Origin of the sequence: Paenibacillus sp. MCAF9, assembly GCF_052114265.1 — a bacterium.
Classification (GTDB): domain Bacteria; phylum Bacillota; class Bacilli; order Paenibacillales; family Paenibacillaceae; genus Pristimantibacillus.
On sequence record NZ_JBFREL010000002.1, the window covers coordinates 527,667 to 541,362 of the forward strand.

The following is a 13,696-nucleotide window of genomic DNA, read 5'->3' on the forward strand; positions in this document are numbered from 1 at the left end:
TTATCGTTTCCCAACATCATAGGGTTCCCCTAATGCTTTGGGTGAACGAGCTTTCCCTACTGCTCCAATTAAAACGAGTAATGTTAAGACGTATGGAAACATATAGAAGAACTCATTTGGAATGCTAGCAGCAAAATCAAAGATTTGCAATTGGTCCTTTGCTGCTTGGGCTAAACCAAAAAATAGTGAAGCAAGCATCACACCTATCGGATTCCATTTTCCAAAAATAACAGCCGCAAGCGCAATATAGCCTTGTCCTGAAATGGTATTAAAAGCAAAGTTGCCATTTGAGGTAAGAACAATCGTTGCTCCGCCAAGAGCTGCAAGTGATCCGCTTAAAATAACAGCGATGTAGCGCGTGCGATTTACTTTTATTCCAACCGTGTCTGCTGCGCTTGGATGTTCACCAACAGAACGAAGCCTTAGTCCACCTGAGGTCTTAAACAAATAAGTAAATAGGATGATGACTAATGCAATGGCAATATACGTAGTCGGATAGGCATTGAAGAACACATTGCCAATGAACGGAATGTCGCTTAAATAAGGAATCGTCACCTTATGAAATACAGTCGTTAGAAGCGGTGTTTCTGCTGAGCCATCAAAAAGTAATTTTACGAAAAAGAACGTTGAGCTTGCAGCGAGAATATTGATAACAACCCCGCTTACAACCTGATTCGCCTTAAACGTAATGGAGGCGACCGCATGAATGCTAGAAAAGATAATGGTAAATAGGAAGGCTCCAAGTAAGCCTAACCAAGGGGAGAAACCGCCAAAACCCGCTATTTCCGCATAATGAGTCGTTATTGCAGAGAAGAAGGCTCCCGATACCATAAACCCTTCCAGTCCAATATTAATGACTCCCGAGCGTTCGGAAATGAGTCCACCGAGTGCAGCAAAGATAAGGGCAGTTGAGAATACGAGCGTCCCATTTAGTAAATTGCCAATTACCTCCATCTGTCACACCTTCTTCTTTGATTTTAGTTTAATCGTCCAGAAAAGCAACTTAACGATGCCTGGTGCAGCAACAAAAAAGATAATAAATGCAATAATCATCCGAATAATTTCGCCTGGCACCTCTGCACCAAAGCTCATGCCTTGCGAACCATAGGTAAGGCCCCCAATCAGGGACGCGGAGAGGAATACGCCAAGTGCGCTATTGCCGCCAAGCAAAGCTACAGCTATACCATCAAAACCTAGACCAGATGAAACCGAGTTGATAGCCACATAGTTGAACACGCCTAACACTTCAAAGGTACCAATCAAACCGCCAAATACGCCTGAAATAAACATGGTACGAACCATAACATTCGAAACCTTCATTCCTGCATATTTTGCAGCATCAGAATTAAGCCCAACTGCCCGCAGCTCATAACCCCATGTGGTCTTGGTTAAATAGATGTGGTAGAAAATTACCGCAATAATCGCAATCACAAATCCCCAGTGGATACGTGCGCCATCCATCAGCTCAGAGAGCCAGCTAATCTGAATACTCGCGGATTCATGAATCAAGGCAGATCGTTGTGTACCTGCTTGCGGCATGAACGTCCGAATAATGTAATTCGCCAAATAAAGCGCAATAAAATTAAGCATGATGCTGGTAATCACTTCATTAATACCACGTTTTGCCTTAATATAACCCACTAGCGCTCCCCACATCCCGCCAAGCAAGGCGCCAACTAGGACAGCCAGCAGCGCATGCAGCACAGGTGGCAGGCTAAACTGTGTGCCTACTATTAAGGCGCCGAGCGATCCCATAATAATCTGGCCGTCTACGCCAATATTAAACATGCCAGAACGAAAAGCGATCGCTACGGCCAAGCCGCTCATCATAAGCGGTACAATCGTACGCATAGCTTCTCCAAAATCGTAACGGCTGCCGAATATTTTATCGATTAGCGATTTATAGGCCAGCACGGGGTCGTAGCCGCCAATCCACATAATAATGGCGCCTAATAGCAAACCCATAACAATGGCAACAAGAGGGATAAGTGCAGATTCCCGTTTGAAAATACTCATTATTTTATTCATGGATGCCTTCTCCTTCATGCTTGCCTGCCATCATCATTCCTAATTGCTGATCATTGGTTGTTTCTGGCGTGGTTTCTCCAACAATTTGTCCGCCGAATAGGACCAGAATACGGTCTGCTACATTGAGTATTTCATCCAGCTCAAACGAAATCAGCAAAACAGCCTTGCCTTGATCTCGTTCTGCGATTAACTGCTGATGCACAAATTCAATCGCGCCTACGTCCAGCCCTCGCGTGGGCTGAGCCGCAATCAAGACCTGCGGATTTTTATCGATTTCGCGTGCGATAATGATTTTTTGTTGGTTTCCTCCTGACATCGAACGAACGAATGTATCAATGCCTGGTGTGCGTATATCAAACTCGTTCACTAACCGCGTTGCCATGTCATCCATCGTTTTCTTATTAATAAAACCATGCTTGCTTATTTCTGGTTGATAATACGTTTGCAAAATTGTATTTTCACTGACAGAAAAGTCCAGAACGAGTCCATGTTTATGCCGATCCTGCGGAATATGTGACATTCCCGCTTCAGAAATCGTACGCGGAGCAAGATTGGCGATGCTTTTGCCTTGCAGCCAAATTTCACCTGATCGTATGCTTTGCATACCCGTTAAAGCTTCGATTAGCTCTGACTGGCCATTGCCGTCTACACCAGCAATACCGACAATCTCGCCCGCTCTTACGGAGAAGCTGAGATCATTAACAGCGGCCTTGCCGTTACTGCCTGTAACCACTAAATTTTTCACTTCTAATAACGCTTTTTTCGGGTTAGCTGCTCTTTTGGCAGTTTTAAAATTAACTTCTTTACCGACCATTTTTTCCGCTAATTGCTGCGCATCGCTCGATGCTACTTCCACACTTTCAATTCGCTTACCACGCCGAATAATGGTGCAAGTGTCCGCTATTTCCATAATTTCTTTAAGCTTATGAGTAATGAGGATTATAGATTTGCCCTCAGCGACAAGACGTTTCATAATAGCCAGCAATTCTGTGATCTCTTGCGGAGTTAACACAGCAGTAGGCTCATCAAAGATTAGAATATCTGCTCCGCGGTATAGTGTTTTTAAAATTTCTACGCGCTGCTGCATCCCTACACTGATCGATTCGATGGTTGCCATTGGATCAACATCAAGCTTATAACGTTCAGATAGTTCTTTTACCTTTTTACTTGCTCCTTTAATATCAATCTTCATCCCCTTTTTGGGTTCCATTCCGAGAATGATATTTTCCGTTACTGTAAAAGGCTCTACCAATTTAAAATGCTGATGCACCATTCCAATTCCAAGCTCAATTGCCTTGTTTGGACTATCCATCAGCTCATGCTTCCCATTTACATGAATCTCGCCTTCGTCTGGCTGATATAATCCGAATACGATACTCATTAGGGTGGATTTCCCTGATCCATTTTCCCCGAGCAAAGCATGAATTTCTCCACGCTTTAGCTGCAAGCTAATCGAATCGTTAGCGACTACGCCGGGGAATCTTTTGGTTATCCCTTTCAGCTCTAACACGACATCTGTCTTAGTCATATAAGACCCTCCCCAAAATATTCGTCCCCTCACTCTATCAAGGACAATGATAGAAGAGGGGACGAAATCGCATTATTTTTCCGGTACGACGATCTCGCCATTGATGATTTTCGTGCGATATTCCTCGACCTTGGCAAGAACTTCCGGCGCTACATTCGTTTTCGAATTTGGAGCAATATCGACTCCGTTTTCTTTGAGGCCCATTAATGTCACTTTACCCGCCGGGAAATCGCCTTCAGCTAATTTTTTTGAGGCTTGGTAAACAGCCTCATCTACTTTTTTGATCATCGAAGTTAATGTAACATCATCTCCGAAGGTTAAAGATTGATCTTTATCCACGCCAATGACCCATACTTTTCCGCCCTTGCTGTTACGTTCCTTCGCTTCATTAAATACACCATTGCCTGTTAGTCCTGCTGCATGGAATATGATATCTGCACCATCGTTATAGATGGTAGAGGCTGCAGATTTCCCCATATCTACCCGGTTGAATAGCCCTGTATAGTTAACGATCAATTTTGCATCTGGATTTACAGCTTTTATCCCTTCGCGGAAGCCCGCTTCAAATCGTTTAATAACGGGAATATCCATGCCGCCGATAAAGCCGATTTTATTTGTTTTTGTCGTTAAACCAGCGATAACACCAACTAGGAACGAGCCTTCTTGCTCTTTAAAAGAGATAGCTGCTACATTCGGGAGCACAAGGTCAGAATCGACAATTCCAAACATCTTATCTGGATTTTCTTTGGATAGCTGTGTTACTGCATCAGCTAAAGTGAAGGCAGTTGCCCATGTTAAATCATAGTTTGCTTTGACAAATTGATTTAAGTTAGGAACAACATCGCCATCTGTTTTTGGTTCCAGGTACTTCACTTCAAAACCAAAGTCCTTCTTTAATTTCTGCAACGCTTCCCAAGCACTTTGGTTAAAGGATTTATCATTCACACTGCCAAGGTCAGTAACCATTCCGACTTTCAGCTTTTTAAGCTCTTGTTTATTATCTGTACCTGCAGCCCCTGCGTTACCCGTATCGCTTTTTTGACCGCATGCAGTTATGACTAACGTAAAAATCAGTATTAAAGGCAATAATGCTTTCATTGTTTTTTTCATTGTGAATTCCCCCTAATGTTTTATTCCTCGTTATTGGTTTGTTTTACTAACAAATCCAAGAAGCTTTCCCCGATAGCTGGTTTAGTGACCATGAAATTTTCTGCAATCGTTGCAGCTAAATCAGCAAATGTGTTTCTTATGCCAATAGAAACGCTATCCTTTGCTAACGATGGGCTGTAGATCAAGATGGGTACATATTCACGGGTATGATCCGTTCCTGGCGCAGTTGGGTCGTTGCCGTGATCAGCCGTAATGATAAGTAAATCATTGTCGCTCATTTGCTGCATAAGCTCTGGTACATATTGATCGAACTCTTCAAGGCAGGCAGCGTATCCTTTAGGATCGCGGCGATGGCCGTATAAAGAATCAAAATCAACTAAGTTTGTGAATAACAATCCGTGGAAAGGCCGATTCAGCAGCTTAATCGTTGCCTTGATGCCATCCAAATTGCTCTTTGTTGGATAGGATTCACTAATTCCTTGCCCTGTGAAAATATCGTTGATCTTCCCGACCGAAATAACATCGAGGCCTTCATTCTTCAGATGATCAAGCACGGTTTCTCCAAAAGGCTTGAGTGCATAATCATGCCGATTAGGTGTGCGTTTATAAGCGCCCGGCTCACCGATGTAAGGCCTTGCTATGACTCGGCCAACTACATAAGGATCATTCAAGGCTAGCTCACGCGCAATTTCACATGCATGATATAGCTCATTTAATGGAATAACATCCTCATGAGCTGCGATTTGGAATACGCTGTCTCCGGAAGTATAAACAATCCATGCGCCCGTTCGGAGCTGCTCTTCTCCATACTCGTCCAAAATTTCAGTTCCAGAAGCCGGCTTGTTTCCAATCACCTTGCGACCGGTCATGGCTTCGAACTTCTCAATCAATTCCGCTGGAAATCCATCGGAATAAACTTGAAAGGGCACCTTTACTTCGAGTCCCATGAGTTCCCAATGACCCGTCATCGTATCTTTGCCTACCGATACCTCCGCCATCTTGCCATAACATGCTAGAGGCTTAACCGCTTTCAAGATGGTAGCCAGTGGTGCAATATTACCTAGACCCAAAGCTGTAAGATTTGGTAATTTCATGTCTGGTACTTGCTCGCAAATATGTCCTAAGGTATGGCTGCCTTCATCTCCGAAAGCTGCAGCGTCCGGTAATGCACCGATACCAACACTATCCAGCACAATTACGCTTATTCGCTCGAATTTCATAAATACACCTCATTTCTCAAAAAAAAGCTAAGGCCATGCATTGCTATTTTCCACCCAATCCATGCTACAATACGTTTCTAGCCGTTTCGCAATCTCTTACCTAAGAGTTGCTTAAATATTGAAATGCGAAAGGAAAATTCTTATGATCGACAACATCTCAGACATCTCGATTTTCTCGGACATTCCTAAGGATGAATGGCAAAAAATAACCCCATTGCTCAAAGAACGACGGTTCAAGAAGAACCATGTTCTAATGTTTGAAAATGACCAAAGTGACGAGGTTTATCTTATTCGCTCAGGTATGATCAAGATTTATCGCATGTACGAAGGAAAAGAAGTCGTTCTGAGTATTACTAGTGCCGGCGATATCATTGGAGAAGTAGAAGCCCTCTCCAGCGATAATCATCGGATCTCATCCATAGAAGCCTTAGAAGACGTTAACGTTTGGCTGCTGTCAAAACGGGATTTCCTGCAGCTTGTGGATCAATATCCTTCCATCCTGCGAAACGCTTACAAAATTCTTGTAGAGCGAACTCGGATGCTCAATCGCATGATTCGTTATTTGACCTTCCATGACGTACGTGGAAAAGTAGTTAATCTCATTATGGATCTCTATTACAACTATGGAGTCGCCAGTGATAACGCATACAAAATCGATTTAAAAATTAATCAATCCTTGTTCGCCAACATGCTCGGAGTCACGCGAGAATCCATCTCCAAAACGCTGGGTGAGTTTCAAGCCGAAGGACTGATCGACATTCGTGATAAGTACTTATACCTCCTTGATAAGGAAATGATAGAATCGATCTGTAATGAAACCGAAGAGCTTCCTGCAATGCGTAAGTGGCATAACATTTAACGATGCCGTGCACCTAATAATACAAATGACAGCGCTTTATTTCCGTAACTGCGCTAACAGTTATTTTGTGAACCAGTTCACAAAAGTATAGTAATCCCTTTAACATAATGTGGATATCGAATCATGCTATGATTCTCGTGCATTCTTTTTTGTGATGCACGATAAGAAACATTGGAGGGAATTCACATGAGTTTTCATATTGAAGCAAAGATTGGCGAAATTGCAGAATCCGTCTTATTACCTGGAGATCCGCTGCGCGCAAAGTATATTGCGGAGACCTTCCTCGAAAATGTCGTCTGTTACAACAATGTACGTGGCATGTTAGGCTTTACAGGCACTTATAAGGGCAACCGAGTATCGATTCAAGGTACAGGAATGGGTATGCCTTCTGCGTCCATATATATTCAAGAATTGATCAACGATTATGGTGCCAAAAATCTCGTTCGTATCGGAACATGCGGCGCTATTCAAAATGATGTGAATCTCCGCGATGTTCTTATTGCGCAAGCAGCGGCTACCGATTCAGCTATCATTCGCAACCAATTCCCTGGGTTTGACTTCCCTCAGATTGGAAACTTTGATCTAATTAAGACCGCTTATGAAATTGGAGAGGCTAAAGGCCTTAACCTGCGCGTAGGTAACGTGCTGTCTTCTGATGTTTTCTACACGGAAGACAAAGATGCCGTGACCAAGCTAGGCCGCCATGGCGTATTGGCAGTAGAAATGGAAACAGCCGCACTTTATTATTTAACAGTTAAATTCGGCGTAAAAGGCCTCAGCCTCCTAACGGTAAGCGATCATATTCTTACTGGAGAACAAACGACTGCACAAGAGAGACAAACGACCTTCAACGATATGATTGAAGTCGCACTAGAAACTGTAGCTAAATAGATCTTTTACTAATAATCAGAAACCTGTCACAGCTCATCAAACTATACATTGGATTAAAAAAAGAGCTCGATTCCGAAGTGGAATCGAGCTCTTTTTTTATTGAATTTTTAATCTACCCTGTTGAAAACAAAAAACAGATCATCCTCCTAAGAGGAATGATCTGTTTTCTTAAACGGTCTTATTTAATGCCTTGCTCCGTAACATACGCTTGCCATTGTTTCGTGTATTCCGCTTGAATTTTCTCAAGGCCTGCTTGTTTTGCTTTTTCCATGAACGTTTTTACGCCATCTTCTACGTTTTTCACGAGACCTGCATTCAGCGGGAACAGGTATTGTTTCTCTACTTGCTCAAGTGCTGCTCTCTCTGCTTGGTAAGGTGTGTAATCCTCTGCGAAACCTGTGAATTTATCAGGTACTTGAATTTTATCAAGCTCATCGAAGATCGCTTTTACGCCATCATAGTTTTTGTCGAACAGCATGAACTCAGGGTTTCTCCAAGCCCAACCGTTCATTCCCTCACGAGGGAAGCCGTTCGAGTTCGAATCGCCGATCATCGAGTAATAACCGTCTTTTACTTCATAGTTTTTGCCTTCTACACCGTATTGCGTAAGCATGTTGTAGCGTTTGTCCGTAACCAGCTTCTCGTAGAACGCAAGCGCGCGCTCAGCGTTTTTACTGCTAGCTGGAATAGCGAAACCGTTGTGGATTGGGTGAACTGGCGTTGCAATTCCATTTGTTTTTGGGAATGGGTGGTAGCCGAGCTTCCAATCCGGGTGAGTTGCTTGAATTTTGATTACCATATCATTATAGCGAGTCGGGTTGTCCCCAATAATTGCTGCAGCTTTGCCGCTTGTGATTTGATCCTGCAGCGTATCTTTAACAGCCAGCACGTTTTTCACCATGTAGCCGTTATCCTGCCAACGCTTCATTACCGTCAAATCTTGAACTTGCTCATCTGAACCCCAGTAGGAATGTACTTCATTAGGTGTTGCATAGTCGATGCCGATACCGTATGGCAGCGCACCAACTGGAGAGTGGGAAATACCAATGAAACGATCCATTAGGTTTGTTTTCACATCCGAGTTCATCGAAAGCGGTGTAACCGTTGGTTCATTTTTCTTGATTCCATCTAGGTATTGCTCGAACGTTGCAATATCTACTGGTGTAGGCAGATTGTATTTCTCGCGAAGATCTTCACGCCATACAAAACCATCTGTTACATACTCCTTGTACGTAGCTGGAACCGTGTAGATTTGACCGTCGATTTTTACAGCTTCCCACATATCTGCTGGCACGTAAGAGTTAAGCGTAGGCGCTGCTACGGGAAGAATCTTGTCGAGCGCTTGGAAAGCGCCTTTCTTCGCATACGATTGGTATTGCGTCCAATCCGCTGTGAAGATCAAGTCAACCTGTTGGCCTGATCCAAGCAATAGTTTGTACTTTTGATCCCAATCTGTCCAAGAAGTATAGTTGAATTTAACAGTAGCATTCAAATCTTCCAATGCCATTTTGTTGACTTGCTCTTGAATAGAAGCGATATCTTTAGGAGCATCGCCTAACATATAAAATTGCAATTCCACTTTTTTCGACGTATCGATACCTGATTTTTCGCCGCCTTCATTCGTTGCGCCTTCGTTAGTTGTACCCTCTGTGTCTTTTGGAGCATCGGTGGCGCTACTGCCGCTGTTTCCATTGTTATTCGATCCGCAAGCTGCTAGTACTGTAATAAGCACGATGATGGATAGAAACATGGAGACCGCTTTTGCTGCTTTCTTAGTCATGTGAATCCTCCCTTTAATAAGTTCTTATCTATGTTAGCTAAACGCGGAATGATTGATCCCTTGTCTAGTTCTAACCTTTAACCGCACCAATCGTCAATCCTTTTACAAAATAACGCTGCACGAACGGATACAGGAAAAGGATTGGTCCTGTAACGATAATGGACATCGCCATCTTCGTTGATTCTGTCGGCATGTCGGAGCCTAGCGAGACGCCAGTTCCCGAGCCCATTTGCGCAACGAAGCTCATCGCATTAATCACGTTGTACAAGTAATATTGCAGCTGGTACTTCGTCGTGTCGTTAATAAACAACGAGGAAGTAAACCAGTCATTCCAATAATGAAGCGCCAGGAACAAACCTACGGTTGCGATACCCGGCATCGATAGCTGAAGCACAATCCGGCTATAAATGGTGAAGTCGTTTGCGCCGTCGATTTTAGCGGATTCAATAACCTCATCCGGTACTGCGGAGCGGATAAAGTTTTTCATCAGAATAATAAGGAAAGGCGTCATAAGACCCGGCAATATCAACACTTCAAGCTTGTCAGTCAGCTTCAAATACTTGGTCATTAGGATGTACCAAGGCACCAGCCCGCCGCCAAACAGCGTCGTGAAATAAATCATAAAAGCAAAGAAATTGCGATATTTGAAATCCTTGCGCTGCAGGACGTATCCAGCCATTGTCATCAGGAACAACCCAAGCGTCGTGCCGATAACCGTGGTTAGCGTGGTGACGCCATAGGCTTGCAATACCTGCTTCGGAAAACGGAACACCGTCGCATAACCCTCAAATGAAAACACGGTTGGAATGAGATGGTAGCCATCTCTTATAATGGCTTCATTTTGCGTAAAGGAAGCAGATATAATGAGCAGGAACGGAAACAAGCAGGCTACAGTTGAAATGAGGATGACTATAAAAGCGATGAGTCTAAACCATTTCATATAATTGTCGTCTTTGATTTTCATGGGTACCTCCTACAGTTAGCTGATAGCGATTGCTTCAGATCGTTTAGAACAATGCGTACTCGTCGTTGATTTTCTTGATGATATAGTTGACGGTCATGATGAGAACGAAGCCGAATAGCGATTGGTATAGACCAGCGGCTGTCGACATGCCGATATCAAACGTCACTTTCAGTGAACGGTACACATACGTATCGAGAATATCTGTTGTATTGTAAAGCACGCCGTTGTTGCCGATCAGCTGGTAGAACAAGTCGAACTGGCCTTTCATGATGCTTCCGAGTGCGAACAGCAGGAGCATAACGAATGTTGTCTTCAGCATCGGAACGGTAATGTACCAGATACGCTGGAAAATGTTCGCGCCGTCGATTTTGGCAGCCTCATAATACTCTTCGCTAATTCCAGTAATCGATGCCAGGTAGATAACCATGCTGTACCCGATATTTTTCCATAGGTAGAAGATGATAATGAGGAACACCCACACCCATGGCGTATTGTATACGTCCAATGATTCGTATCCGAATGACTTCAGCGTCGAATTCAGAAATCCGCTCTCATAGTTGAACACGTTGTAAACGATGACACTTAGAATAACGAAGGACACGAAATACGGTAGAAACATGATCGATTGCGTCAGCTTCTTAAACCATTGCAAGCGCAGCTCGCTCAGTAGAATGGCAAGCGCGATGGCGAGCACGTTTCCGAGTAGAATAAATACGATGTTATAGCCGACCGTATTTAAGGTTAGTCTTGCGAGAACCCCCGATTTCCATAAAAACTTGAAGTTGTCGAGTCCAACGAATTGGCTATTGAACAAGCTTGTGTTGAAGTCGAACCTTGTGAAAGCGTAGTAGATACCCACCATTGGAACATACGAGTTAATTAGGAAGAAGATAAGCGCCGGCAATAACATAAGGAAGAGTATACGATTCGTTACAAGCTCCCTAAGCACTCCATTTTTTTTTAACATGCAGATGATGTCTCCTCTCAAAGCGTTCTTTTCTATTTCGTGTTGTCTGCTGTTCTCACTGTACGCCGCCCCTGTTTTGGGAGAAAGAGTAAGATTGCAAAGTCAGTGAACGAATTAGCGAAATGAACAGTGAACGATTTAAACTTTTATGTATTAACAAGCCATTTCACACGGAATAGGCGTCAAAAAAACCACTAGATCGTCTGCTCGAAGTGTCATTCGAGACGAACGAAATCGTGGTTTTTAGAATCATTGCTTATGCTTTTTGCAAAATCATAACGCCATGCGGCTCTATTTCTACCGTCCCACTCACCTGACGATTAGTTAATAGGTCGAAATAGCTCGCATTTTCGAGAGAAATCGTCGATTGATGGCTGTTATGGTTCAAAACAAACGTATATACCTGATCCCCTTTGACTCTCTGCGCGAGTTCTACACCTGCTGCCGCTGTGAACGGAGCAACAATTTGATGTTTTGCACACAACGTTTGAATCAGATCCGCTAACAGCTTTTGTTCCGGCGCTGTAGCTACGTAATAGGCTTCCCCTGAACCAAATGAGTTTACCGTCAGCGCTGGCATGCCCGCGTAAAAATCTTTGCCATACGTCCCGATTGCTCTCGCTCCCTCAAGATGAAGAAGATCACATAGCAAACCACACTCATACGTTCCTGCTACATGGCCAAATGCCTCGCCAATGTCAACACTATTGCGCATCTCAGGCAGCAGGCTGTCAATCTCCTCCACCCATAGTCCCAGCAAATTGCGGAGCTTGCCCGGGTATCCGCCAAGCGTAACCAAGTCGTTCTCGTTGACGATGCCGCTGAAGAAGGTAGTGATGAAGGTGCCTCCATTTTGTACAAACGCTTCAATTCGCTCAGCAACACCTGGCTTTAACATATAAAGCACCGGAGCTACAAGTATTTTGTATTTGGAGAAATCGCTCAGCGGACTGAGCACATCGATCGCCACATTCTGATCGTAAAATGCTTTGTAATACTTTTGCGCTTGATCCAAATAATTCAGGTCAACACTCGGTCCGCTCGTAATTTCTACCGCGTTCCATGTATCAATATCGAACAATAACGCGACCTCGGCATGAACCTCCGAATCAAGCAAACGATCGCCAAGCTCATCAAGCTCATGCCCGAGCGCAGCACATTCACGAAATACTCGCGTATCCTCGTGACCGACATGCTCGATAACCGCACCATGATATTTCTCGCATGCCCCGAATGAGCGGCGAAGCTGGAAGAACATTACCGTGTCAGCGCCATGCGCAACGGCTTGATAGCTCCAAAGCCGCATCACGCCGGGACGCTTCAAGCTATTATATGGCTGCCAGTTTTGCTGGCTCGGCGTTTGCTCCATCAGCATAAAGGGCTTGCCGTCCTTTAAGCCGCGCATATAGTCATGGCGCATCGCCACATTGCCCATAGGCTCATTCATTTGCGGATAGCTGTCCCAAGAGACAACATCCATCGCTTCGCCCCATTTTTTCAGATCAAGACCGTTAAATAAGCCCCAAATATTCGTCGTAATCGGAATATCCGGCGTAACCGCCTTCAGCTCCGCATATTCAACTTGGTAGCAGCCGAGAATAGAATCGGACATAAATCGCTTGTAATCAATCGCCATGGGCTGGAAATTACGGTTATCTCCGTTTAAATTGGATGGCGGTACGATTTCCTCCCATTCGTAGACGGTGTGTCCCCAAAAGCTCATATTCCACTCCGCGTTCAGCCGCTCAATCGTCTCGTATTTCACCTTCAACCATTCACGGAATTCCGCCGCGCAGCTGCTGCAATAACAATGCGTGCCGTATTCGTTGTTAATATGCCAAATGAGCAGTGCCGGATGATCCTTGTATCGCTCGGCTAATTTACGCGCCAGCTGACCCGATAATCTGCGATAGGTCTTGCTGTTTGGACAAAAGTTCGTACGTGCGCCATGCGTGCGCTTCCTTCCATCCACATCAACAGGCAGCACATCCTCATATTTGCGCGACAACCATGCCGGCTGTGCAGCCGTTGATGTGGCGAGACAAGCATAAATTCCATTTTCCGCGATGAGGTTCAGCAGCTTGTCCAGCCAGCCAAAATCATACGCATCCTCCGATGGCTGCAGCTTTGCCCAGCTGAATACAGGAAGCGTCACTACATTAATTCCCGCTTCCTTAAACAGACGCATATCCTCATGCCATATCTCCTCTGGCCACTGATCCGGATTATAATCTCCTCCATACCAAATCTGCTTCAGCTTTGTATTAATCATATCTTCACGGTCCCTTCTGCCATCAGCGCCATATTCCGTGACATTCTAACGGATAAAGCACCCCGTTGTCATCCAAC

At 44.3% G+C, this 13,696-nt stretch carries 11 protein-coding genes; 2 read left to right on the top strand and 9 right to left on the bottom strand.

All coding sequences use genetic code 11. The features are described from left to right. From AB4Z45_RS05145 to deoB, 5 genes are all read right to left on the bottom strand, one after another. A complete protein-coding gene (locus AB4Z45_RS05145) occupies positions 1-954 on the bottom strand; it encodes an ABC transporter permease (protein ID WP_441908191.1) in 954 nt (317 codons plus the stop codon). A 3-nt stretch (positions 955-957) separates the two neighbouring features. Next, a complete protein-coding gene (locus AB4Z45_RS05150) occupies positions 958-2,028 on the bottom strand; it encodes an ABC transporter permease (protein ID WP_441908192.1) in 1,071 nt (356 codons plus the stop codon). Then, positions 2,021-3,556 carry an ABC transporter ATP-binding protein gene (locus tag AB4Z45_RS05155; protein ID WP_441877941.1) on the bottom strand — a complete coding sequence of 512 codons (1,536 nt, stop codon included), beginning with the start codon at positions 3,554-3,556 and terminating at the stop codon, positions 2,021-2,023. Before AB4Z45_RS05155 ends, AB4Z45_RS05150 begins: the two co-directional genes overlap by 8 nt. 72 nt (positions 3,557-3,628) lie before the next feature. Continuing rightward, complete coding sequence (locus AB4Z45_RS05160) at positions 3,629-4,666, bottom strand: BMP family lipoprotein (protein ID WP_339206548.1); 1,038 nt, start codon at positions 4,664-4,666, stop codon at positions 3,629-3,631. A 20-nt stretch (positions 4,667-4,686) separates the two neighbouring features. Next, entirely contained in the window at positions 4,687-5,886 is a 1,200-nt protein-coding gene (gene deoB, locus AB4Z45_RS05165; protein ID WP_441908193.1) for a phosphopentomutase, read from the bottom strand. A gap of 142 nt (positions 5,887-6,028) precedes the next feature. Between deoB and AB4Z45_RS05170 the strand changes: the two genes are divergently transcribed. Continuing rightward, complete coding sequence (locus AB4Z45_RS05170; RefSeq protein ID WP_441908194.1) at positions 6,029-6,745, top strand: Crp/Fnr family transcriptional regulator; 717 nt, start codon at positions 6,029-6,031, stop codon at positions 6,743-6,745. Positions 6,746-6,931: 186 nt separating this feature from the next. After that, the gene (deoD, locus tag AB4Z45_RS05175) at positions 6,932-7,636 is read left to right on the top strand and encodes a purine-nucleoside phosphorylase (protein WP_076271628.1); all 705 of its coding nucleotides are present in this window, start codon (positions 6,932-6,934) and stop codon (positions 7,634-7,636) included. A 178-nt stretch (positions 7,637-7,814) separates the two neighbouring features. Here deoD and AB4Z45_RS05180 read toward each other — a convergent pair whose 3' ends face one another. The 4 genes from AB4Z45_RS05180 to AB4Z45_RS05195 all read right to left on the bottom strand — a co-directional run bounded on the left by AB4Z45_RS05180 (position 7,815) and on the right by AB4Z45_RS05195 (position 13,619). Next, positions 7,815-9,422 carry an extracellular solute-binding protein gene (locus tag AB4Z45_RS05180; RefSeq protein ID WP_179089946.1) on the bottom strand — a complete coding sequence of 536 codons (1,608 nt, stop codon included), beginning with the start codon at positions 9,420-9,422 and terminating at the stop codon, positions 7,815-7,817. A gap of 64 nt (positions 9,423-9,486) precedes the next feature. After that, the gene (locus AB4Z45_RS05185) at positions 9,487-10,380 is read right to left on the bottom strand and encodes a carbohydrate ABC transporter permease (protein ID WP_339206543.1); all 894 of its coding nucleotides are present in this window, start codon (positions 10,378-10,380) and stop codon (positions 9,487-9,489) included. A gap of 43 nt (positions 10,381-10,423) precedes the next feature. Then, positions 10,424-11,347, bottom strand: coding sequence for an ABC transporter permease (locus AB4Z45_RS05190; protein ID WP_083682713.1), 924 nt, complete (start codon positions 11,345-11,347; stop codon positions 10,424-10,426). A 256-nt stretch (positions 11,348-11,603) separates the two neighbouring features. Continuing rightward, on the bottom strand, positions 11,604-13,619 hold the full coding sequence (locus AB4Z45_RS05195) for a beta-galactosidase (RefSeq protein ID WP_441908195.1): 2,016 nt from the start codon (positions 13,617-13,619) through the stop codon (positions 11,604-11,606). Positions 13,620-13,696 lie beyond the last annotated feature (77 nt).